Annotated in this window: 18 protein-coding genes; 8 read left to right on the forward strand and 10 right to left on the reverse strand. The window is 68.5% G+C overall.

Annotation, left to right across the window (positions count from 1 at the left end):
• Positions 1-23: 23 nt before the first annotated feature.
• From BpN12_RS06125 to BpN12_RS06150, 6 genes are all read right to left on the reverse strand, one after another.
• Positions 24-638 (reverse strand): phage tail protein, encoded by a 615-nt coding sequence (locus BpN12_RS06125; protein ID WP_246794391.1) that lies wholly within the window; start codon positions 636-638, stop codon positions 24-26.
• Positions 639-704: 66 nt separating this feature from the next.
• A complete protein-coding gene (locus BpN12_RS06130) occupies positions 705-1055 on the reverse strand; it encodes a DUF6916 family protein (RefSeq protein WP_246794392.1) in 351 nt (116 codons plus the stop codon).
• A 284-nt stretch (positions 1056-1339) separates the two neighbouring features.
• A complete protein-coding gene (locus BpN12_RS06135) occupies positions 1340-1879 on the reverse strand; it encodes a GNAT family N-acetyltransferase (RefSeq protein WP_246794393.1) in 540 nt (179 codons plus the stop codon).
• A 375-nt stretch (positions 1880-2254) separates the two neighbouring features.
• Positions 2255-3679 carry a cytochrome-c peroxidase gene (locus BpN12_RS06140; RefSeq protein WP_246794394.1) on the reverse strand — a complete coding sequence of 475 codons (1425 nt, stop codon included), beginning with the start codon at positions 3677-3679 and terminating at the stop codon, positions 2255-2257.
• 98 nt (positions 3680-3777) lie between these two features.
• Positions 3778-5505 (reverse strand): phospholipase C, encoded by a 1728-nt coding sequence (locus BpN12_RS06145; RefSeq protein WP_425306293.1) that lies wholly within the window; start codon positions 5503-5505, stop codon positions 3778-3780.
• 285 nt (positions 5506-5790) lie between these two features.
• Positions 5791-6195, reverse strand: coding sequence for a hypothetical protein (locus tag BpN12_RS06150; protein WP_246794395.1), 405 nt, complete (start codon positions 6193-6195; stop codon positions 5791-5793).
• 223 nt (positions 6196-6418) lie between these two features.
• Here BpN12_RS06150 and BpN12_RS06155 point away from each other — a divergent pair, with 223 nt between their 5' ends.
• From BpN12_RS06155 to BpN12_RS06170, 4 genes are all read left to right on the forward strand, one after another.
• Positions 6419-7807: an amino acid permease gene (locus tag BpN12_RS06155; protein ID WP_246794396.1), complete on the forward strand. Its 1389-nt coding sequence runs from the start codon at positions 6419-6421 to the stop codon at positions 7805-7807.
• 39 nt (positions 7808-7846) lie between these two features.
• Positions 7847-9049 (forward strand): amino acid aminotransferase, encoded by a 1203-nt coding sequence (locus BpN12_RS06160; protein WP_246794397.1) that lies wholly within the window; start codon positions 7847-7849, stop codon positions 9047-9049.
• Positions 9050-9294: 245 nt separating this feature from the next.
• Positions 9295-9684 (forward strand): DUF488 domain-containing protein, encoded by a 390-nt coding sequence (locus BpN12_RS06165; RefSeq protein WP_246794398.1) that lies wholly within the window; start codon positions 9295-9297, stop codon positions 9682-9684.
• Between the two features lie 190 nt (positions 9685-9874).
• Positions 9875-10150: a DUF1488 family protein gene (locus tag BpN12_RS06170; RefSeq protein ID WP_246794399.1), complete on the forward strand. Its 276-nt coding sequence runs from the start codon at positions 9875-9877 to the stop codon at positions 10148-10150.
• A 142-nt stretch (positions 10151-10292) separates the two neighbouring features.
• Here BpN12_RS06170 and BpN12_RS06175 read toward each other — a convergent pair whose 3' ends face one another.
• Positions 10293-10937, reverse strand: a complete 645-nt coding sequence (locus tag BpN12_RS06175) for a response regulator (RefSeq protein ID WP_246794400.1) — start codon at positions 10935-10937, stop codon at positions 10293-10295.
• The gene (locus BpN12_RS06180; protein WP_246794401.1) at positions 10934-13219 is read right to left on the reverse strand and encodes a PAS domain S-box protein; all 2286 of its coding nucleotides are present in this window, start codon (positions 13217-13219) and stop codon (positions 10934-10936) included. Before BpN12_RS06180 ends, BpN12_RS06175 begins: the two co-directional genes overlap by 4 nt.
• A 613-nt stretch (positions 13220-13832) precedes the next feature.
• On the opposite strand from BpN12_RS06180, the gene BpN12_RS06185 reads away from it, so the two are divergent.
• Together BpN12_RS06185 and poxB are read left to right on the forward strand one after the other, a co-directional pair.
• The gene (locus BpN12_RS06185) at positions 13833-14855 is read left to right on the forward strand and encodes a VTT domain-containing protein (RefSeq protein ID WP_246794402.1); all 1023 of its coding nucleotides are present in this window, start codon (positions 13833-13835) and stop codon (positions 14853-14855) included.
• A 316-nt stretch (positions 14856-15171) separates the two neighbouring features.
• Positions 15172-16896: a ubiquinone-dependent pyruvate dehydrogenase gene (gene poxB / locus BpN12_RS06190; RefSeq protein ID WP_246794403.1), complete on the forward strand. Its 1725-nt coding sequence runs from the start codon at positions 15172-15174 to the stop codon at positions 16894-16896.
• Between the two features lie 87 nt (positions 16897-16983).
• On the opposite strand, the gene BpN12_RS06195 is transcribed toward poxB, so the two are convergent.
• Positions 16984-17859, reverse strand: a complete 876-nt coding sequence (locus tag BpN12_RS06195) for a ProQ/FinO family protein (RefSeq protein WP_246794404.1) — start codon at positions 17857-17859, stop codon at positions 16984-16986.
• 283 nt (positions 17860-18142) lie between these two features.
• Between BpN12_RS06195 and BpN12_RS06200 the strand changes: the two genes are divergently transcribed.
• Both BpN12_RS06200 and BpN12_RS06205 read left to right on the forward strand, forming a co-directional pair.
• On the forward strand, positions 18143-19942 hold the full coding sequence (locus BpN12_RS06200; RefSeq protein ID WP_246794405.1) for a methyl-accepting chemotaxis protein: 1800 nt from the start codon (positions 18143-18145) through the stop codon (positions 19940-19942).
• Between the two features lie 633 nt (positions 19943-20575).
• Complete coding sequence (locus tag BpN12_RS06205) at positions 20576-20866, forward strand: H-NS histone family protein (RefSeq protein WP_042627825.1); 291 nt, start codon at positions 20576-20578, stop codon at positions 20864-20866.
• A 377-nt stretch (positions 20867-21243) separates the two neighbouring features.
• Here BpN12_RS06205 and BpN12_RS06210 read toward each other — a convergent pair whose 3' ends face one another.
• The gene (locus tag BpN12_RS06210) at positions 21244-21957 is read right to left on the reverse strand and encodes a glutathione S-transferase family protein (RefSeq protein WP_246794406.1); all 714 of its coding nucleotides are present in this window, start codon (positions 21955-21957) and stop codon (positions 21244-21246) included.
• Positions 21958-22508: the final 551 nt, after the last annotated feature.

Below are 22508 nucleotides of genomic sequence, written 5' to 3' on the forward strand. Positions count from 1 at the left end.
TGATGATTGAAGCCTTGAAACGGTCAGCCGCGCGACGGGAAGATGCCTTCCAGCGCGATGATGAACGACAGGCCGAGGTACGGATTACGGATGTTGACGGGCATGTTGCTGCCCGACACGCCGATCATGACGGTCGGGTTGGTGGTGAACGCCACGGCCGCGTCGAACGGCTTGAGCGTGGTGGTGGAGGCCGACGTGCTGTAGATCGTCGCCGTGTGGCCACCCGATGCGCCCGGGCCAAGCACCGTGGCGGTGGTCGGCACCGACTCCGGTCCGGCAACGCTCGAGGTCGCCGGCACGGCGATCGACGCGTGGGCGGCACCGGGGGCGCTCACGACGGCCTGGTGGTTGTGCGCCGGCATCTGCGAGAGCAGCAGCGTGATCGTCTCGGCGCCCGAATTCTGGCCGATCGAGACCGGCGCGAGGCCCGGGCCGGTACCGGTGCCGATCGCCGAGCGGCCGGCCAGGTCGGGCAGGCCGAAGGTCGAGACGCCGTTGCCGCCGAAGTTGGTGCCGAGCAGCGCGAACAGCGGGGTGTACTGCGCGATCGACATCAACTGGCCACGGCAGAATGCCCAGCCGGGAGGGGCGAAATCGAATGCGACGGTCCGGATTTCGCCAATGTACGGTTCAGACATGTTGACTCCTGAGAGAGGTCAGGTGGGGGAAAGCGGTCACGCGGCTCGAAACGCGGCCGCTTGTCGTTATTCGCCCGTCGAGGCGCCGGCGGTGGCCGGTGCGTCGTCGAGGCGGCGATGAATCACGACGCAGAGCACGCCGGCGCCGCTTTCGAGCGGGCGCGCGGGCGCGGCGAACAGCAGCCACGCGCGGCCGTCCGGCGCGCAGAAGCGATAGGTGTCCTGGGGCAGCCGCAGGTTCTCCGGCAGTTCGAAGTTGGCGCGATAGCAGGTGTGTTCGTCGTCGGCGGAGCGGCCTGCCGGCGCGCTCAAGAGACGCGTCTGGGTCAGCGGCACGGCGGCATCGTCGGCCGTCGCGATGATCAGCATCTGGCCGACCAGCGCCTGCAACTCTTCATGGGAAGGTAGAACTGACACGTCTGATTTTCCTTGGCGTTGGTCTGTACGCCCGTCCGCCGCGCCCCACCTCTACCCGCGCGAACGGCCGATCCTTCGTTATTTCATCGCCGGGCTGCGGAATGGATTCCACGCGCCGCGCCCGGATTCATATTTAAACCCGCGGCACGGAATTCACCTGCCATGCCGGATTTAATTAAGACTTAAACAAAAACCGTATCCCCATCCCGCTGCTGGCCGTGTTTACGACACTGTCCCGGTTTTCTGAAGGCAGGGTATACGAGCTTGACTTATATAGGCTGCTTTTAAGCTGCCGGCACGACCAGCGGCTCGCGACGCAACTGGTCCAGCGGGGTGGCCGGCAAATCGAATCGCGCGGCGGCGCGGCGCATCGTGTCGTAGATGCCGCTGCTGCCGATTTTCACGAAGCCGAGCCGTTGATATAAACGCTGCACCGGATTATTGGCTTCCACGTTCAGGCTCACCGGCAGGCCCTCGGCCGCGGCCGAGGCCAGCAGCGCATGCAGCAGCCGCGTGCCGATGCCGCGGCCGCGCCAGGCGGGCAGCAGCGCGATGTCGATCACGCGCACCTCGTCGCCGAGCTGAGGCGGGCGCCAGGCGTGATAAAGCCGTCCGACCGGCGTGCCGCCGGACTCGACCACCTCGAAATGCGCCTGCCGATAATGCTCGTGATAGTGCTGATGCTGAAGCTGGAACTGGTCCCGCAGCAGTGCCTCGACCTGTTCGGCCCCAAGGCCGGCGCGCGTGAATTCCTCACGGCGCGTGCTGGCGAATACCTCGCGCAGAAACGACCGATCAGCCGGCAAGGCGGCGCGCAATGTCAATTCGGGACTCGCGCAAATGTTTGCGGCCGCGGTTTCCGAGGCTGGCACCAATTCGGCTGTCATGGAACCAAATAGTTGAAATGGTTGGAAAAAAAATGACAGACGAGATCCTAACCAAATGTCAGATGAGCGGCAACAGGATTTTATTCGGGGGAATTCAGTAATTGCACGAATACGTTTGCGCGCGCATTCTCCGATTCTTTTTCATATGCTTTCTCTGGTGAATCAGGTAGAAAACGGAAATTGTGAAAATGTGTGTCTTTTTGCGAAAGCTAATTGAAAGTATAGGCGGAGAAAAAAACGCCCCTGGATGACCAGGGGCGTCGCGGATGCGGATGCGGATGCGGCCGGCCCCGGGGCGGGTCGCCGGCGCGGTTACTGCGGCTTCGGATCGTCGTCGAGCGTGTGCAGGAACGCGATGATGTCCTGGATGTCCGCCTGCGTCATGGCGGGCGTATCGCCGAACTTGCGGTCGAACGGGGCATCGGTCACGTCGACGTTGGCCTGGTACTTGGCCGGCACGTCGTCGTATTTCTCGATCTTGCCGTCCGGGCCGCGCGGGTAGAACTTGCCCGGGTCCGTGTTGCGCGCGTTGTAGAAGTCCATCACGTGCTGCAGGTCGTGGTAGACCCCGTTGTGGAAGAACACCTGGCGCGTGGCGGCGTTGCGCAGCGTCGGCGTGAGGAACATCGAGCAGTACTGCGACTGGTCCTTCAGGTCGGTGCGGAACGGGCCGCACACGCCGATATCGTAGAACGCCGGGTCCTTGTTCTGCGCGAGCGCGTGGTTGCGCGGCACGCCGAGCGCCTCGTACTGGTAGTCGGTGAACATCGGCGGCAGGCCTTCCGGGCTCGGCTGCGAGAGGTGGCAGCCCGCGCAGTTCGCCTTGTTCGGGTCGTTGAACAGCCGCAGCCCGTTCAACTCGGCATGGCTCAGGCGCGCCTTGCCTTCCAGCCAGCGGTCGTACTTGCTGTTGTACGGATGGAACGACGGGTCCTCGAACTGGTAGCGCGCGATCGCGAACACGATCTCGGAGGCGGCCAGCCGCGGATCGTTGAAGACGTTCTCGCCGAACATCTGCTTGAGCGTCGTCGCGTACTTGCTGCCGGCCACGCGCGTGACCACGCCCTCGATTTTCGGGTTCGCCATCTCGACCGAGTTCAGCAGCGGCCCGAATGCCTGCTGCTGCAGCGTGTCGGCGCGGCCGTCCCAGAACAGGCCGCCCTGCGGCACCATCTGCACCGCGGCCGGGCCGCCGGCCGTCTTCTGCGCCTTCACCACGCCCGCGTTCTGCGCGGCGAGCTGCTGCACGGTGGGCGCGGCGTCGTTCTCGCCCGCGTCCGGGCCGATGCTAAAGTTCGGCTGGCGGTTCAGGTACATCAGCGAGGGCGGCGGGCGGTAGCCCTGCTGGTCCAGGTTCTTGCCGCCGAGCTGCACGTCTAGGTCGTTCGGCGGCCCGAAGGCGTGCGCCGGGCTGTGGCACGACGCGCACGACATCTTGCCCGAGGCCGACAGCATCGGGTCGAAGAACAGCGACTTGCCGAGCAGCGCGACGGTGGAAAGCGGGTGATCGACCGGACGTTTCAGCACGACCGGGTGCGGATTCGCGCCCGTCAGGTTCTCGACGATCTCGCCCACGGCGTCGGGCACGTCGGCCGGGAACGCGACCGCGTAGCCGGCATAGCCCACCGCGGCCAGCGCGGCGGCGCCGACGATCGTCAGCACGATCGTGCGCAACAGAGGGCGGCGGGGCGCCGGGGAAGAGGGAGGGACGACAGGCGTGGCGGAAAGCTCGTTCATGCTGGTGTGGTCGATTCGGGAGGGCCGCCCGCGAAGGCGGCCGCACAGGCAAAAGGCCGGCGCGTGCGCGCCGGCCGGTTTCGTTACATCGTGCCGGATCAGTTAGCCGGTGCTGCGCTCAACTGCGTACCCGCCGACGGATCGAGGAACAGCGCCGTCGTGTTGGCCGTACCCGTCAGGTTCAGCATGTCGCTCATGTCGCCGGTCGTCGCGTCGAACGAACCACCGCCAAGGCGCGCGCCGCCGAGCCAGTTGTCTTCGATGAAGCGCGCCACCGATGCTTGCGTGATCTGCACGTGGCTGACGTAGTTCGTCTTGGCCCACGGCGAGATCAGCACGAACGGGATACGCGTGCCCGGACCGCAGCGGCCGTTGACGGCCTTGCCCGTGACGCCGAGCGGTGCCGTGGTCGAGCCCGTGCCGCAGATGCCGTTGCCGTTCAACTGGTCGACCGCGTCGAACGAAGCGTGCGTCGGCGTGGCGTACTTGTGGTCGTACCAGCCGTCCGAATCGTCATACGTGACGACCACGGCCGTGTTCTTCCAGTCCGGCTGCTGCATCAGGAAGTTCACGACCTTCGTGACGAACAGCTGCTCGTCGAGCGGGTCCGAGTAGCCGGCGTGCGCATCCTGCGCGGCCGGTGCCTTCAGGAACGAGACCGACGGGAAGTTGCCGGCCTGGACGGCCGCGAAGAAGTCGTCCGAATCGTACTGGTGGTTCGCCGGCTCGGCCGTCTTGCCATCCGTTTCCAGGCTCGAGCCGATTGCGGCGACCGAGCTCGGGCGCGTGTGGTTCGGGTTCGCCGTCGAAGCGAAGTACTGGAACCAGTTGTGGTGCGGAACGTAGTCGTTCGTCGCGGCGCCGACGGCCACGGCCGTCGTCTTGCGCGTGCAGCCCGTCGAGCCGTCGGCGTTCTTGGTCGACAGGTTGAAGCCGCCCATGAAGCCGCCCCACGTGATCTTCTGCGCGTTCAGCAGGTCGCCGATGTTCTTGCCCTGCATCATCGCCTGATCGGTCGTGCTCGAGCAGGTGTCATAGCCCGGGTCCACGTCGTTGATCATCGTGTAGCCGCTCTGGCCGTCGTTGATGTAGTACGAGCTGGCGGCGAGCGTCGACGGCGACTTCGACGTCTTCACGATCTGCATGCCGTTGGTGTTGCCCGACACGACTTCAAGCGCGCCCGGCGTCGACGGACCATAGGTGTCCGAGAACGCGTTGTCGCTCATTGCGTAGTGCGAGGCGTAGTTCCACAGGGCCGTGACGGTGTTGCCGTCGTAGTAGCCCATCACCTGGCCCTTCGTGCCGAAGCCGCCCACGCCGCCCGGCGTCGCCGTACCGGTGTAGAGCGGGAACAGGTCGGCCGCGCCGTTGTCGTAGGCCTGCTGTTCCGGCGTATACGAGTGGTTCTGGTCGGCTGAGGCGGCCTGCGTGCGGTCCAGGCGGAACGGGCCCGAGGCGTTCGCGCCGTTGGCCGGGTTCGTCTGGTTGCCGTTGGCGGTGCGCAGCGTGCTGGTGGCGACGCCGAGGTTGTCGATGTCGGTCTGCGTGTTCGCGGCCGGCGTGAAGGCCGGTTCGCCCGGCAGGTTGGTAGCGTTCGGGTAGGTGCCGAAGTAGTGGTCGAACGAGACGTTCTCGCCGTAGATCACGACCAGATGCTTGATCGGCGTCTTGGTCTGCAGGGCGTCCTGAGCCGAGACCGTCGTGGTCGTCGGCGGCGTGGTCGAGGTCGAGGTGGACGGGGAACTATCATCATTGCCGCCACAGGCGTACAGCGCGATCGCGGACGCGGCGCATGCAGTGGCAATCAAGGTTCGACGAAGCAGCATTGTGTGAGACTCCATTGGAAGGCCGTCGGTTGTTTCATTCCCCGTGCGGGACGGCGCGGACCATTTTTGGTAGCGGGCGGGGTCTTCGAAGCGGGATACCCCCCCGAGCTTCGAAGTGCGAGCATTGGAACAGGTCGGTATGAAGCTGGCGGGAAGAGTTACTTTCGCAATAGTTACGCATGTGTATCTGAAGCATTACGCGAAATTTGATAAAGAAAGAATCATGAAGGCATGGAAAGGCGCGGCGTGCCGGGCCGGCGCGCAGGGCCGATGGAGCGGATTTCTTCACCATGACGGAAACTCGACGGCCAGATGAAAATCATGCGAAGAAATGGTTTCGATTCCATTTTTCGATGCTGTCGAAATCATTCTCGTGATGATGAAAGGCCGGTCTAGGCGGGTGCCGCCGCGCGGCGGACGATCGGCGGCACGATGGCGTGCCGCGCGTCGATAACAAAATGAAGGCTGGCGACAAGTCGGACGAAAGCCGTGGTCTGACGAAAGCCGCGGCGCGTGACGATTCACGATTCGAGTCGCAAGGTGGGCCCGCGCGGCGGTTTTCGCGGCGACGCCGGCCGCTGACGCGCGCCGCCGATGTGCAATCCGCGGCGCCGCGAGCGCGGCCTCCCGCACGATCACGTTGCATGCGTGCGTGACATGCCGCGAACGCGCCGGTTTCGTCGCGCCCACGCCACAGCGCCTGCCAGATTTTTATGTGTTCCCTGCGCGGGTCGGCGCGAACGGCAAAGTCGCCGAGCCGCAAACCATTACAATTGCGGATTGCCGACGCGCCGGCGGCGCGCCACCCCGAGGGCCGGGGAGCGCCCGCGAACCGGCGTCGTCGATGGGGGCGAGAGAGGTGCGGCCGATCCATCCATCCACGGAGCGGAGACGCGCATGCTACGGAGACAACATGGTAGAACCAACTGACAACGACAACGGTGGCCTGAAGCGCGGGCTCAAGAACCGCCACATCCAGCTGATCGCCCTGGGCGGCGCGATCGGCACGGGCCTTTTCCTCGGTATCGCGCAGACCATCCAAACGGCCGGGCCGGCCGTGCTGCTCGGCTACGCCGTGGCCGGCATCATCGCGTTCTTCATCATGCGGCAGCTGGGCGAGATGGTGGTGGACGAGCCCGTCGCCGGCTCGTTCAGCTACTTCGCCGCCAAATACTGCGGCCACTTCACGGGCTTCCTGTCCGGCTGGAACTACTGGGTGCTCTACATCCTGGTCAGCATGGCCGAGCTGTCGGCGGTCGGCATCTACGTGCAGTACTGGTGGCCGGGCGTGCCGACCTGGGTGTCGGCGCTGGTGTTCTTCGCGCTGATCAACCTGCTCAACGTGGTCAGCGTGAAGTCCTACGGCGAGACCGAGTTCTGGTTCGCGATCGTCAAGGTCGCCGCGGTGGTCGGCATGATCGGCTTCGGCGCCTGGCTGCTGCTGTCGGGTGGCGCGGGACCGCAGGCGAGCGTGACCAACCTCTGGCGCAACGGCGGCTTCTTCCCGAACGGCGTGGGCGGCCTCGTCACCTCGATGGCGGTCATCATGTTCTCGTTCGGCGGGCTCGAGCTGGTGGGCATCACGGCCGCCGAGGCCGACGATCCCACCCGCAGCATCCCGCGCGCGACCAACCAGGTGATCTACCGGATCCTGATTTTCTACATCGGCGCGCTCGGCGTGCTGCTCTCGCTGTTCCCGTGGCAGAAGGTGGTCACGGGCGGCAGCCCGTTCGTGCTGATCTTCCACGCGCTCGGCAGCGACCTGGTGGCGAACGTGCTGAACGTGGTGGTGCTGACGGCCGCGCTGTCGGTCTACAACAGCGGCGTGTACTGCAACAGCCGCATGCTGTTCGGCCTCGCCCAACAAGGCAACGCGCCGCGCGCGCTGCTGTCGGTGAGCCGGCGCGGCATCCCGCTCGCGGCGCTGGGCGTGTCGGCGGTGGCCACCGGGATCTGCGTGCTGATCAACTACCTGATGCCGGGCAAGGCGTTCGGCTTCCTGATGGGGCTGGTGGTGTCGGCGCTGATCATCAACTGGGCGATGATCAGCTACATCCACCTGCGCTTCCGCCAGGCCAAGCGCGCGGCCGGCCAGACCACGCTGTTCCGCAGCCTCGGCTATCCGCTCACGAACTGGCTCTGCCTCGCGTTCCTGGCGGCGATCCTGGTCGTGATGTACCTGGACCCGGACCTGCGACTGTCGGTTTACCTGATCCCGGTGTGGCTGGTCGTGCTCGGAATCGGGTATCGTCTGCGGGGGCGGCGCGCGAACGATGCGGCGTCCGGCATTTCCATGCAATAGTTCAGCTTTCCCGCTTCCTCCGATTGACCAGGACTCACCATGTTCGAACACATCGATGCCTTCCCGGGCGACCCGATTCTCTCGCTGAACGAGAACTTCCAGCACGATCCGCGCGAGCGGAAAGTCAACCTGAGCATCGGCATCTATTTCGATGAAGCCGGCAGGATTCCCGTGATGGGCGCCGTGCGCGAGGCGGAGCGGCAGCTCGCGGCCTCGGTCGGCCCGAAGCCGTACCTGCCGATGGCAGGCATCGCCGGCTATCGCGACGCGGTGCAGACGCTCGTGTTCGGCAAGGATTGCGCGGTGCGCGATGCGGGCCGCATCGCCACGGTGCAGACGGTGGGCGGCTCGGGCGCGCTGAAGGTCGGCGCCGATTTCATCAAGCGCTATTTCCCCGACACGCCGATCTGGGTCAGCGACCCGAGCTGGGAAAACCACCGCTTCGTGTTCGAGCGCTCGGGCCTGACGGTCGAAACCTACCCGTACTACGACGAAGCCACGGGCGGCCTGCGCTTCGAGGCGATGCTCGCGGCGCTCGACGCGCTGCCGGCGCGCAGCGCGGTGCTGCTGCATGCCTGCTGCCACAACCCCACCGGCGTGGATCTCGACGACGCGCAATGGCTCAAGGTGATCGACGTGCTGCAGGCGCGCGAGCTGCTGCCGTTCATCGACATGGCCTACCAGGGCTTCGGCGCGGGCCTCGACGCCGACGCGTTCGCGGTGCGCGAGCTGGCGCGGCGCGGGATGCCGGCGCTCGTCGCCACCTCGTTCTCGAAGAACTTCTCGATCTACGGCGAGCGCTGCGGCAGCCTGTCGGTGATCTGCGACGACGCGGCCATCGCCGGGCGCGTGCTGGGCCAATTGGCCAGCAACGTCCGCGCGATCTACAGCAACCCGCCGACGCAGGGCGCGAAGATCGTCACGGCGGTGCTGGGCTCGCCGGAGCTGCGCGCGCAGTGGGAGGAGGAGCTGGCCTCGATGTGCCGCCGCATCGCCCGGATGCGCACCGCGATCCACGACGGCCTGCGCGAGCACGTGCCGGCCGAGGCGCTGTCGCGCTACGTCAAGCAGCGCGGCATGTTCACCTACAGCGGCCTGACCGGCACGCAGGTGGACGTGCTGCGCGAGAAGTACGGCGTCTACATCCTGCGCTCGGGCCGCATGTGCGTGGCCGGGCTCAACGAGTCGAACGTCTCGATCGTGGCCGATGCGATCGGCGAGGTGATCGCGAGCGGCGTGTAAGCGGCTTGTAGATTGCGCATGAGACGGCGCCGGTGACGGGCCGCGGTGCGGTTTCGTCGCGCAGCCGGCGCTCGCCGGGCCGGGAGGATTGTCGTATCGTCGGCGGGGTCGCCGTGGTCGTTCGCTTCAGGCGAATGGCGCACGGCGGCCCTTTTTCATGCCTGCTTTTTTCGCGGCGATTTCTTCATGACGTCTCTCGTGCCGATGCCGCCGCCGTGCGGCCGGCACGCTGCCTGGAGGTCCGGATGAGCATTCGTGTGGTTCGGCTCGGCGCGCCGCGCGCGCCTGACGAGGGCGTGCGCATCGGCACGGTGCGGCGCCCGCCGCGCGGCGTGCCGAAGGCCGAATTCGCGACGCGCGACTACTACGACGTCTGGCTGCCGGTGCTCGCGCCGAGCGACACGCTCGTCAAGGCGATCCATGCCGTCACCACCGACGCGCAGTGGCACGCCTGCGAGCGCAGCTTCCGCGCCGAGATGGCCAGGGGCGATGCCGGCAAGGTGCTCGACCTGCTCGCCGCGCTGTCGCACACGAGCGACTTCTCGGTCGGCTGCTATTGCGAGAACGAGGCGCACTGCCATCGCAGCGTGCTGCGGCGGCTGCTCGAATCGCGCGGCGCGGCGGTGCTGCCCTGAGCGGCGCGCCGCTCCGGTGGGCGGCCGAGGCGGTACGGCGCTTGCGAGCGGTGCGATGAGGCGCCGGTGTAAGCAGCGGTGCGTGGTTCACGGTACGACGTGGCGCCTTGATCGTGCGCAAGCGGCGGCGCGATCCGCCGACTATTCTGGAGTGTCGATGCGTGCCGCATCGCCAGATCAGGAGGCTGCCATGCACATCTCGTTTCCGCAGGAACTCCCGCAGTACACGCCGGCCGATCCCGCCATCGCGTTTCCGGTGCTGATCGACACCACGCGCCTGCGTTGCGAAATCAGTGCCGAGGCGCTCGAAAGCCATTTCGGCGCGGCGTCGGCCGGCGAGGGCGACCTGCGCCACGCGTTCAGCGCGCATCGCGACGAAATCGAGGAAGCCGCGCGGCGCATGATCGAGGCGGCGGGCGGCAAGCCCGTGAAGCTGAACAGCGGCTATTTCCGCTTCTGCGGCTGAGTCGCGCCGCGCCGGCCGGTGGCGTTCGGCCGCCGCGCCGGCCGTCTTCGGGTTTCACGAGTGCGCTGCGCACGGTAGCCCCGCATGTTTTCGCTTGCTCTCCGTTCCTCGTTTCCTGTCCCGGCTTCGTGCCGCGGGCGCGTCAATCGTCCGGGTCGTCGACCAGCCGGTGCCGCAGCGCGTAGCGCACCAGCGCCGCTTCATGCGGCATCTGCATCTTTTCCAGAATCCGCGTCTTGTAGGTGCTGACCGTCTTCGCGCTCACGCATAGCGCGTTGGCGATCTCGGTCAGCGTCTGGCCCGCCGCGATGCGGCGGAACACGTCGAACTCGCGGTCCGACAGCCGCTGGTGCGGCAGCGTGTCGGCCGGCTCGTTGAGGCTCTGCGCGAATCGCTCGGCCATCGACAGGCTCACGTACACGCCGCCCGAGGCGACCTTCGCGACCGCGCCCACCAGTTCGGCGCTCGCGCTTTCCTTCGTGAGATAACCGGATGCGCCGGCGCGGAACGCGCGCAGCGCATATTGCTGTTCGGCGTGCATGGTCAGCACGAGGATCCGCAGCGTCGGCTTCTCGTCCTTGATCTGGCGGATCAGCTCCACGCCGTTGCGGCCCGGCATCGACAGGTCGAGCACCAGCACCTGGGCCGGCGTGGCGCGGATCAGGGCGATCGTGGAGGCGCTGTCGTAGGCTTCGCCGGCCACTTCGAAGCCGGTGGCGTCGCGCAGGATGTGGCGCAGCCCGTCGCGCACGAGCGCGTGATCGTCGGCAATCAGCACATGGATCATGGCAGGTTCGGGTCCTGTGTCGAAGGCAGGGGGATGGTGATCGTGAGCGCGTAGCCGCGGTCGCGCGCCGTCTCGATGCGCACGGTGCCGCCCAGCATGTGCGCGCGCTCGCGGATGCCGAGCAGGCCGAACGACTTGTCGTCGGGCGCGCGGCGGCCGTCGGCGTGATCGGCGCCCACGCCGTCGTCGACAATGCGCAGCAGGCACTGGCGATCCTCGATGCCGAGCGTGAGCTCGACGCGCGAGGCTTCCGCGTGGCGCGCGACGTTGGTCAGCGCTTCCTGCACGATGCGGAACAGCGCGGTGGCGGTGGCGTTCGGGAACCGCACGTCGCCCGGTTCGATGCGGCGCTCGACGTCGATCCCGTAGCGGTTCGTGAAGTCGTTCGCGAGCCATTCGATGGCCGGCACGAGGCCGAGATCGTCGAGCATCACGGGCCGCAGGTCCGCCGCGATGCGGCGCACCGAGGCCACCGTCGCGTCGATCAGGCGGCGCATCTCGCGCAGCGGCTCCACCACGCTCGCGTGGGCGTCGCCGGTGCCGTCGCGCAGCAGCCGGTGCTCGACGGCCGAGAGGTCCATCTTCAGCGCCGTCAGCTGCTGGCCGAGGTCGTCGTGCAGCTCGCGCGCGATGCGGGTCTTTTCCTCCTCGCGCACGCGCTGCAGGTTCGCGGACAGTTCGCGCAGCTCCTCGCGCGAAGCCTTCAGCGCGTTCTCGGCCTGCACGCGTTCGGTCACGTCGCGCATCATCACCGTGTAGAGCTTGCCGTCGCCGTCGTGGATCTGCGAGATCGAGGCCTCGATCGGGAATTCGTCGCCGTTCGCGCGCAGCCCGTACAGCAGCCGCTGGCTGCCCAGGTGCCGCTCGGACTGGCCGGTCACGCCGAAGCGTGCGATGTGGCTCGAATGCGCGTGGCGAAAGCGCGGCGGGATGAAGCGCGTGAGCGGCGCGCCGATCGCGTCCATCGCCGAGACGCCGAACACCTTTTCCGCCATCGGATTGAAGATGACGATCTTCTGCTCCTCGTCGACCGTGATGATCGCCTCCATCGACGAGCGGATGATGCCCATCATGCGCGCCTCGTTGAGCCGGCTGCCGCTCGGCACCGTGCGGGCCGCCGCGCGGGCGCGCGACCAGCCGGCCAGCGCGGCGGCCAGCGACAGCGAGGCGACCAGCCCCGCCGCGAGCACGATCGAGGCGAGCGTGCGGGCGCCGGCGGTGGCGTCCACCGCCGTGTAGGCGAGCGTCAGCGTGACGCCGCCGAACGCGAGCGTGTCGGTGCGCCGGAAGTTCGCGCGCGCGAGCGGCGAATCGTCGGCGGGCGGCGTATCGGTGGCGTAGAGCGGCGCGGTGCCGGGCGCGGCGAAGGCCTGCAGGCCGAGGTTGCGATCGTCGGCGCTGGCCAGTTCGAACAGGCGCGTGACGTCGAGCGGCGCGAACAGGTAGCCGGCCGGCGCGCGGCGCGCGGCGGTGGTGGTGCCGGGAGCCGGCGCGGGCGTGGCGTCGTCGGGGGCAGGCGCGGCGTCCACGGGCAGATAGAGCGTGAGCGCGGCGGGCCGGCCGCCTTGCGCGGGGCGCGCGGCGAGCGCGAGCTGGCCGCTCTCTCGCGCGCGCTGCAGGGCGCCGGCATCGGCGGCCGGCGGCGTGGGCTGCGCGCCGCGCGTGATCGGCGCGAACAGCGTGATCGAGGCGGGCGGGGGAAAGGCGGTGGATGAGGCGACGGAGGCAGACGAGGCCGCTGCCGTTGGAGCGGAGAGAACGGCTTGCGCATCGCTTGCCGCGAGCGGGGCCCGCGCCTGTTCGAGGCTCACGCGGCCGGCGCGCGTCACGTCCGGCACGATCGCCGTGCTCGCCGAGCCGGTACCGGGGCCGGCGCTTGGGCCAGCATCAAGGCTCGCGGCGCCGGCCGCGGCATAGCCGAGCGCGGCGAGCGGCGCTCGGGCGCCGTCCGGATCGAGCGTCGCGACGTAGTCGCGCCACGCGGCAGGGGCGAGGCCCGGCGCCAGCTGCAGCACGCCGCGCGCGCTGCTCAGCACGGCGCCGCTCGCCTGCAGCTCGCGCCGCAGGTTGGTGGTGACGAGGCTTGCGCGGCGCTCGAAGCGCGCCGTCATCGAGTCCTGCCACGCCTGGCCGACGAACCACGCGACACCGACGGACAGCACCGCGCCCACGGCGAACGCGGCGAAGCCGGCGGCGGCCGGGCGGGCCAGCGCAGCCGCCAGCCGCGAGCGGGGCGCGCGCGGCTGGCCGGAAGGAAAGCGGGAAGAGCCGCTAGCAATCATGGCGAGTTGTCGTTGGCGTCGCGTGCCGGAGCGTATCCGTGTGCGCGAATCGCGCACGCGTCCATCGAACGGTCCGTTGCGGTGATCTACGTTCTTTCTTATCGAGATGAAATTGTGATCGGTTTCCCTGCCTTTGGCTAATGGGAAGAGACAATCGAGCGCAGTTGGTGCGGTTGTCAGATTATATTGACGCATCGCGCGCCCGGGGGCGGTGCATCGGGAAAACGCGGCGCTGTGATTTCCGGGCGGCTTGCCGGGTTCGATCGTGGGGCAACGGAATGGCGCGATCGCTTAATACCGGTCGCATCCGGAAATCCTGCGGTCGATGAACGAGCGATGCGTGAACGGCGGCCGTGAACCGAGGATGTGTTCGGAAGCGATCCGGCTGCCGCTTCGCCGCTCGACCGACGCGGCGGGCCGGGCACGCCGCCTGCGATGCACGGCCCGCACGCATGCCGTCTGAAATCTGCAACGATCCTTTGCTAACGTTCTGTAACCGAAACCGTCTAAAATGCGCCATCCCGGTCGTGCGGCCGGGCGCCGCAGTCGGCACGCCGCCGCCGGGCGGTTCCGACCCGCGCAGCCCGGCTGATCGTGATTCAGGAGCGGCGCCGTGTGGCACTTTCCCGTTGCAATCCCTTCGTCGCTCGGCCCGTGGGCCGTCTTTCTGAGCGTGCTCGTCACGCAGCTCGGCCTGCCCGTGCCCGCTGCGCCGATGCTGATCCTGGGCGGCACGATGGCGGCGATGGGGCAGGCGTCGTACACGAGCATGTTCGTGGCCGCGATCAGCGCGACGCTGCTCGCCGATTCGCTCTGGTTCAGCGCCGGGCGCCTGCGCGGGCGCCGGCTGCTGAACGGGCTGGTGCGCTACTCGCTGTCGCTCGACACCACGCTGCGCATCGCGCGCAACGTGTTCGAGCGCTACGGCGCGCCGATCCTGATCGTCGCGAAGTTCCTGCCCGGACTCGGGCTGATGTCGGCGCCGCTGCTCGGCACCACCTCGATCGCGGTGCCCGTGTTCCTGCTCTGGGATTTGGCCGGCGCGACGACGTGGGCCAGCGTCTGGCTGCTCGGCGGTGCCGCGCTCGACCATGAGATCGTGCGCATCGTGCTGTGGGTGCGCAGCAGCGGCGGCACGATCTTCGACGCGTTCGCGGCGATCTTCATCACGTTCCTGCTCTATCGCTGGGTGCGGCGCATCCAGTTCCGCCGCTGGCTCGCGAAGGTGCGCATCGAGCCGGCCCAGCTCGACGCGATGATGAGGTCGACCGAGCCGCCGCTGATCTTCGACGCGCGGCCGCGCGCGATTCGCCAGAAGGATGCGTACCGGATTGCCGGCGCCTACCCGCTCGATCTCGATTCGTCGGACCAGCTCGATCCGGCGCTGCTGAACCGGCCGCTCGTGGTGTACTGCGTGTGCCCGAACGAGGCGACGGCCAAGAAGATCATCCAGCAGTTGCAGCGCAAGAACATCCACCAGGTGCGGGCATTGAAGGGCGGGCTCGATGCGTGGGAGAAGCATGGCTATCCGGTCGAGCCGCTGCCGGTGGATTTCGACGCGGCGCGGTATACGGTGAAGCCCGAGCTGGAGATGGAGGGGGAATATACGGTGCGGGCGCGGCTGTCGGATACCTGATACGCCAGCGAGGCGCTGCCCGGCGCCTCGCGCATCCGATGCGATGACGAACCTCGGTTTGGCACGCGCCGCCGACCCGCCACACGGCCCGATTACCCGCTCCGGTCACCGCGCCTCCGCGCAAGCTTTCGCGCCCATCTCGCCGCCGCCGCCATCCCCGCCTAAATACACGTTCCGCCACAACCGGGCACAATCGACCGTTCTGCCTCATCCGAACGCGCGACCGCGCGGCGTCGCGCCGTCGCGTATCCCGACGTTCGCGCGTCTGCCTCACGAGGGCGGCGCGCGGACTCCCTTCACTTCGAACGGAGCGCCCATGGCAAGCAAAACCATCGCAGATTATCTGGCCCACACGCTGGCGGAAGCCGGTGTCGAACGCATCTGGGGGGTGACGGGCGACAGCCTGAACGGCCTCTCGGACAGCCTGCGGCGGCTCGGCAAGATCGAGTGGGCACATACGCGCCACGAGGAAACCGCGGCGTTCGCGGCCGGCGCGGAGGCGGCCGTCACGGGGCGGCTGGCGGTCTGCGCGGGCAGCTGCGGCCCCGGCAACCTGCACCTGATCAACGGCCTGTTCGACTGCCATCGCAACCATGTGCCGGTGGTGGCGATCGCCGCGCACATCCCGTCCTCGGAGATCGGACTCGGCTATTTCCAGGAGACGCATCCGCAGGAGCTGTTCCGCGAATGCAGCCATTACGTCGAGCTCGTATCGAACCCGAAGCAGTTCCCGCGCGTGCTCGACCGCGCGATCCGCACCGCGGTGGAGGAGCGCGGCGTGGCCGTGATCGTGCTGCCTGGCGACGTCGCGCTCGAGGTGGTGCCCGACGCCGCGGTGGCCGGCCACGTCAGCTACGAGACCGGCGCGGCGGTGCCGCCCGAGTCGCAGCTCGACGCGCTCGCGAAGCTGCTCGACGCGTCGCGCAAGGTGGCGCTGCTGTGCGGCAGCGGCTGCGCGGGCGCGCATGACGAGATCGTGGCGCTGGCCGACACGCTCGGCGCGCCGATCGTCCACGCGCTGCGCGGCAAGGAGCACGTGGAATGGGACAACCCGTTCGACGTCGGCATGACCGGGCTGATCGGCTTCAGCTCCGGCTACCACGCGCTGAAATCGTGCGACACGCTGCTGATGCTCGGCACCGATTTCCCGTACCGCAACTTCTATCCGACCGACGCGAAGGTGATCCAGATCGACCGGCGCGGCTCGGCGATCGGCAAGCGCGTGGCCGTCGACCTGGGGCTCGTCGGCGACGTGAAGGCGACGCTCGCGGCGCTGCACGGCCGCCTCGCGCGCAAGACCGACCGCCATTTCCTCGATGCCGCGCGGCGCCATTACGCCGAGGCGCGCGAGGGGCTCGACAGCCTCGCGCGGCCGTCGCCGGCCGGCCGGCCGATCCATCCGCAATACCTGACGAAGCTGGTCAGCGAGCTGGCCGACGACGACGCGATCTTCAGCGTGGACGTGGGCACGCCCACGCTGTGGGCCGCGCGCTACCTGAAGATGAACGGCAAGCGGCGCCTGCTCGGCTCGTTCAACCACGGCTCGATGGCCAACGCGCTGCCGCAGGCGCTGGGCGCGCAGGCCGCGCTGCCGGACCGCCAGGTGGTCGCGCTGTGCGGCGACGGCGGGCTCTCGATGCTGATGGGCGAGCTGCTCACGGCGCGCCAGCAGCAGCTGCCGCTCACGCTGGTGGTGTTCAACAACAGCTCGCTCGGCTTCGTGTCGATGGAGATGAAGGCGGGCGGCTATCTCGACGACGATACGCGGCTCGCCGACACCGATTACGCGGCGATCGCACGCGGCGCCGAGATCGAGGCGATCCGCGTCGAGCAGGCCGAGGATCTGGAGGGCGCGCTGAAGGAAGCGTTCGCGCTACGCAAGCCGGTGCTGGTCGACGTCGTGACGGCACGGCAGGAGATCGCGCTGCCGCCGAAGATCGAATGGGCGCAGGCCAAGGGCTTCAGCCTCTACATGCTGAAGGCGGTGCTGAATGCGAAGGGCAACGAGGTGGTGGAACTGGCGACGACGATGTTCCGCTGAAGCGGACGGCGGGAGAGGGTGGCCGGCGGCGAAGGCCGCCGGCGCGAGGCCGGGCCGCACGCGCGAGGCGTGCCGGCCCGCTTCGGTTTACTTCGGTTCGGCGTCGTGCCCGGCGTGGTCGCCGTGGTCGGCCTGGCCCGCGTCGGTGCCCGAGGCGGCCGTCTCGACGGCTTCGGTCGCGTCCGGTGCCGGCGCGGCTGGAGCCACGGCGGCGTCCGCCGTCACCTCGGCTGCCGGCGCTTCGGCTTCGGGTGTGGCCTCGGCCGCTTCGGGCAGCGCGGCGGCGGCCGCGTCCTGCTCGCTGGCCGCGTTCGACTCCGGGACGCCCTTGGCGTTCGCGCCGTCGCCGCGCTTCGCGTCGCCGGCCTTGCCCCTGCCGGACGCGCGCGAACGGCGTGCCGCGTCGAGGCGGACCGCGCCGGCCGCCTGCTGGGCCGTCACGGTGCCGGCTTCGGCGCCCGTCAGGTCGACGCGCGCCGCGCCGTCGACGAGGCAGGCCCAGTAGCGGCTGCCGCGGCACCATTCCTTGATGGCGTCACGCAGCTGCGCTTCGTCCAGGCCGAGTTCGGCCGTGTGGGCGACCAGATCCTTGAAGATGCCGATCTTCAGCGGCACCTTCGGCGCGGGACTCTTCGGGAACGCCACCGGGAAACGGCGCTGCAGCTTGCCGATCGCCAGCACGGTCGGATTGACCGGCTTCGCGTCGGCGGCCGGGGCCGGGGCCGGGCGGCGCGCATGCTGCTGCGGCTTGCCCGACGACGGCTTGCCGCCGCCATGCGCGGCTGCCGGCTTGCCGGTGGATTGTTGGTGATGCGCCGGCTTCGACGATTTCGCCGGCGGCTTGCCGCCGGACGGTTTCGCGGCGGGCTGGCCAGACGGCTTGCCCTGCCGGCCCTGCGGTTTGGCATCGGCTCGCTGCTTCGCGAGTTGCTTCTTCAATTCTGCGAGTTGTTCGAAACCCATTTCGCACGATCATTCAGGTTGGACGGCGATTGTAACAGCCCGGCATCGGGTTTCGCCGGTCGCCGTTGAAAGAACTTTACCGCGCACGCCGCCGCCGCGCGAAAACGTCATGACGGCGCCACGGGCCGTGCCCATACCGGTATCCGCGTGGATTTATCCGGCCCGATCCTCAATTTTTTCCAGTAACCCTCAAGTTTTCTGAGCGCACGCCGTTTACCGTTCCAGCCCCTGATCCAGGGCTGAAAAACCGTGGGCCACAAGCCCGCTCGACCGAGCTTTCACCATGCTTTCGTCCCTCCGTACCCGTATCGTCGCCGCCAGCGTCGCCATCGTGGCGTTCGCGCTCTGCGCCAGCACGATCATCGGCTACGTCGTCACCCGTTCCTCGAATCTCGACAACCTCAACGTCAACCTGTCGGCGACCGCCGCCGACAACGGCAGCGGCGTGCGCGACTGGGTCGCCTCGAAGCGGCGCATGATCGAATCGCTGACCGACGTGGCGACGTCGGCCGACCCGGTGCCGACGTTCAGGCAGATCGTGGCGGCGGGCGGCTTCCTGAACGTCTATGCCGGCTACCCGGACAAAAGCTGGAAGTTCTCGGACGCGGACGGCGTGCCCGCCGGCTACGATCCGACCGCCCGCCCATGGTACCGGCAGGCGGCCGAGGCCGGGCACACCGTGGTCACCACGCCCTACGTGGACGCGCGAACCTCCAAGGTAGTGGTGACGGTGGCCGTGCCGGTGCTGCGCGACGGCCAGCTGAAGGCGGTGGTCAGCGGCGACGTGACGATGGACGACGTGGTCGCGAACGTGAAATCGATCCATCCCACGCCGGGCAGCTTCGCGATGCTGGTGGACGGCACCGGCCACCTGGTCGCGCACCCCGACGCGTCGCTGGTGGGCAAGCCGCTGGCCGACCTCTCGCCCGATCTCGCGAACGTGCCGCTCGCCACGCTCGACGACGCGAGCAGGCCGTTCGTGGCCCGCATCGGCGGGCGTGACGAGTGGTTGCGCGCGCAACCGATCGCCGGCACCGACTGGCGGCTCGTGGTGGCGTTCGACGAGGAGGAGGCGACCGCCGCCACGCGCTCGCTGCTGGTGACGTTCGCGATCGTGTTCGTGGTGATCGTGCTGCTGGCCTCGGTGATCGTGGTGGCGATCACGCGCACCGCGTTCCGGCGGCTCTCGCAGGTGCGCGACGCGATGACGGCGATCGGCTCGGGTTCGGGCGACCTCACGCAGCGGCTGCCCGCCGACGGCCGCGACGAGGTGGCCGACATCGCGCGTTCGTTCAATGCGTTCGTGGGCAAGCTGCACGACGTGATGCGCGAGGTGCGCGACGCGGCCGAATCGGTGCGCGCGGCCGCCGACGAGATCGCGGCCGGCAACGTCGACCTGTCGTCGCGGACCGAATCGGCCGCCGCGAGCCTGGAGCAGACCGCCGCCTCGATGGAGCAGATCACCGCCACCGTCGGCCAGTCGGCCAGCGCCGCGCAGCAGGCCGACGAACGCGCGGGCGCCGCGCAGCAGATCGCCTCGCACGGCGGGGAAGTGGTGTCGAAGGTGGTCGCGACCATGGAGAAGATCGAGGGCGCCTCGAGCCGGATCGGCGACATCATCGGCGTGATCGACGGCATCGCGTTCCAGACCAACATCCTGGCGCTGAACGCGGCCGTGGAAGCAGCGCGCGCCGGCGAGCAGGGACGCGGCTTCGCAGTGGTCGCGCAGGAAGTGCGCAGCCTCGCGCAGCGCAGCGCGCAGGCCGCGCGCGAAGTGAAGACGCTGGTGGAAACGACCGTCGAGCGCGTCGGCGAAGGCGCCGCGCAGGTCCGCACCGCCGGCGCGACGATGGACGAGATCGTCGGCAATGTCGCGAACGTGACGACCATCATCTCCGAGATCCGCCACGCGTCGGGCGAGCAGACGCGCGGCATCCAGGAGGTCAATCGCGCCGTCACGCAGCTCGACGAGATGGTCCAGCAGAACGCGGCGCTGGTCGAGCAGTCCACGGCCGCCGCGGCCGCGCTGCAATCGCAGGCGAAGATGCTGACGGCGACGGTCGGGCGCTTCCGGGTCGCCTGAGCGGCGCGGAACGGAACGCATGGCGGGCGCGTGCGCCGGCCGTGACGGTCGCGCAGCCGCGGCGCGGCGGGCGGGCGGTTTGGCGACGTGCGAGGACGGCGGCGCCTCCGGGGCGTGCCGGCCGTCTTGGCCGGCCGGGACGGCAAGGCGCGGCGGGCGCGTCAGGAGCAGGGACGTGAGGGTGCGGCGCGGCCGCCCGGCGACGCTTTCTCCCGTCATTTCAAAAATGATGGGAGCGGGCGCTTCAGGCCGCGCCGCGCCTGCCGTATACCTAAAGAGTTCGGTTCGCTTGCATGGGAGTTCGCCTGCCTGATGCGATCGCACCGCGCGCGGCGCATAATCGCCGCGGCCACTCCGGTTGAACCCGTGTCGCGTATCGCAGCGCGACGCCGGCCGTTCAGCCGTTCGTCGTGGTGCTCCTCGTGCCGGGAGCGCCTCGCCCGCGCTGCCGGCGAGACGAAGGTGGGGAACGGGAGCATGTAAAAAAGCGAGCCACTATCTCAGAATAGTGGGTTGAGACCTGTTTGAGCGTTATAAACCGTTGCCATGCGTGGATCGAGCGTTTCGCCCTCAAGCGGCGCATCGTTGCCGGTCGATCGCGCGGGGACTTCGGTGTCCTACGAGGAAGCTGTCATGTCGAATTACCACGAGCTGCTCGCTCAACTGAACGAGTTGACCCGCCAGGCCAGCGAGGCCCGCGAAACGGAGCTCAAGGCCGTGATCGCCGACATTCGTCGCGCGATCGCCGAATACGGGCTGACCGAACGCGACCTGTTCCCGCCGCGGCTCGGCCGTCCGCGCAAGGAGGACCAGAAGCCGAAGCCCCGCTACCGCGACCCGGAGACGGGCGCGACGTGGACGGGCCGCGGCCGCGTGCCGGGCTGGATCGCCGGACAGGATCGCGAGCGCTTCCTGATCTCCTGAGCGGGATTGCCGACGGGGCGGGGAGACCGCGCCACACCGGGCCGAGGCAGCACCGGGCCGGGTGGGGGCGCTGAACCGGATGCGACCGGCGCCGTGCCAGACGGCGGTCGCGATACCGGCGCCACGTAGCGGTAGCCGGGCTGCCGCGGCAGCCTGAAAAAAATGTGATCGACCGATCACGGGAGTGGTGTTTTTGGCGCGAATTCGCACGCGGCCGCGTTTGAAACACAGATCAAACGTTTGCGCATCCGGATTGCGTCAACGGATTGCGTCAATCGCAAAAAATACGAGGCCGCGCCGACGACGATAAAAAGCGGCCGCGATTTGACCGCGGCCGCCTTGCAGGCGTGATGACCCATCCAGCTGCCGATCGACCGTCAGGCCGCCTGCGCCGCCGCTTCCCACTCGGCCGTGAAGCGCTCGATGTCATGCGCCGAGGGCGACTGCCCGCTGCGTGAGCGCACCGCCGGCAGCGCATCCACCTTCGCCTGCCACGCCGTGAGCGCGCTCAGCTCCGGTGCGATCTGCAGGCCCGTGAACGGCAGGAACAGCAGCGCCGCATAGAGCGTGATGTCGGCCATCGAGAACGTGTCGCCGGCCAGGAACGCGCGTTCCTGCAGCACCTCGTCCCAGTAGCGCAGGCCGCGCAGCGCCGCCTCGCCACGCCGCTTGCCCCATTCGCCGCGACCGGGCCAGTCCGGCATGCGCCACGGCGCCAGCGCGCGGCCGAGGCCCGGCGTGCCGTAATGGAAGTAGTCGTCGATCGGTTCCAGCAGCAGTTGCTCGACGCGCCGCTGCATCATGTGGATCAGCGCTTTCTCGCGCGGCGTCGTGCCCGTGAGCAGCGGGCGGCCGTCGAGGTTGTCGAGGTATTCGGTGATCGCGGTCGATTCCGAGATCACGAGGCCGTCGTCGAGCTCGAGCAGTGGAATCTTGCCGATCGGGTTCTTCGCGAGATAGCCGTCCTGCTTCTGCCCGGCGGACAGCAGGTCGACGGGGATGAATTCGACGCCCGGCTCGAGGCCTTTCGCAGCCAGCACGATGCGGATGCGGGCGGCGTTCGGGGCACCTTCTGAATCGTAGATCTTCACTTCAGCTCCTGGGGTTCCGGTTTGGCGATTCATGCGCCGAGCGCATCGGGTGAGCGCCGGCTGCACGGCCGGGCCGGCATGGCGGCCACGGATGACGCGACTATAATCAGGTGTCGGCGGGCTGCCTATCCCGATGGGCGGATATCAGTGATCGATCCGGCGCATCAATCGTGGCGGTGATCGTGGCCGCCATGTTCGTGTGCCGGCTGCGCCGGTAGCGGAACAGGGCTTGCTAGGCGCGCGGCTCGCTGCGCCGCCGCACACGGTGGCGCCGGGCAGGGCGGGCATGACCGCCGCCGTGCCGCCGGCCGGTGTTCCCGGTTTCGGCCTGTGCCGTGTGCGGTGCCGCATGCGGCGCGGCCGCGAAGCTTACGGCCGCCGTTTTGCCCGCTTACACCGCCACAACCTCCGGCCGCCATCTGCCGTCGTTTGCTCTACGCTCCTCACGCGATCCTGCCCGGGTCGCCTCGCGGGCTGCTCCGGCAAATCACGTTGCCGGGCCTTGCGTCCCATGTTGCGCGGTGCATGGCCGTCACCGCCGGGCGCGCGCC

The sequence above is a fragment of the Burkholderia perseverans genome (genome assembly GCF_022870505.1).
Lineage (GTDB): Bacteria > Pseudomonadota > Gammaproteobacteria > Burkholderiales > Burkholderiaceae > Burkholderia > Burkholderia plantarii.

Bases quoted from the DNA above. Each gene is read 5' to 3' on its own strand.
- BpN12_RS06180 (WP_246794401.1), bottom strand. From the start codon at position 13,219: ATGATTGCTAGCGGCTCTTCCCGCTTTCCTTCCGGCCAGCCGCGCGCG.
- BpN12_RS06160 (WP_246794397.1), top strand. From the start codon at position 7,847: ATGTTCGAACACATCGATGCCTTCCCGGGCGACCCGATTCTCTCGCTG.
- BpN12_RS06195 (WP_246794404.1), bottom strand. From the start codon at position 17,859: ATGGGTTTCGAACAACTCGCAGAATTGAAGAAGCAACTCGCGAAGCAG.
- BpN12_RS06165 (WP_246794398.1), top strand. From the start codon at position 9,295: ATGAGCATTCGTGTGGTTCGGCTCGGCGCGCCGCGCGCGCCTGACGAG.
- BpN12_RS06140 (WP_246794394.1), bottom strand. From the start codon at position 3,679: ATGAACGAGCTTTCCGCCACGCCTGTCGTCCCTCCCTCTTCCCCGGCG.
- BpN12_RS06125 (WP_246794391.1), bottom strand. From the start codon at position 638: ATGTCTGAACCGTACATTGGCGAAATCCGGACCGTCGCATTCGATTTC.
- BpN12_RS06175 (WP_246794400.1), bottom strand. From the start codon at position 10,937: ATGATCCATGTGCTGATTGCCGACGATCACGCGCTCGTGCGCGACGGG.
- BpN12_RS06155 (WP_246794396.1), top strand. From the start codon at position 6,419: ATGGTAGAACCAACTGACAACGACAACGGTGGCCTGAAGCGCGGGCTC.
- BpN12_RS06200 (WP_246794405.1), top strand. From the start codon at position 18,143: ATGCTTTCGTCCCTCCGTACCCGTATCGTCGCCGCCAGCGTCGCCATC.
- BpN12_RS06205 (WP_042627825.1), top strand. From the start codon at position 20,576: ATGTCGAATTACCACGAGCTGCTCGCTCAACTGAACGAGTTGACCCGC.
- BpN12_RS06170 (WP_246794399.1), top strand. From the start codon at position 9,875: ATGCACATCTCGTTTCCGCAGGAACTCCCGCAGTACACGCCGGCCGAT.
- poxB (WP_246794403.1), top strand. From the start codon at position 15,172: ATGGCAAGCAAAACCATCGCAGATTATCTGGCCCACACGCTGGCGGAA.
- BpN12_RS06145 (WP_425306293.1), bottom strand. From the start codon at position 5,505: ATGCTGCTTCGTCGAACCTTGATTGCCACTGCATGCGCCGCGTCCGCG.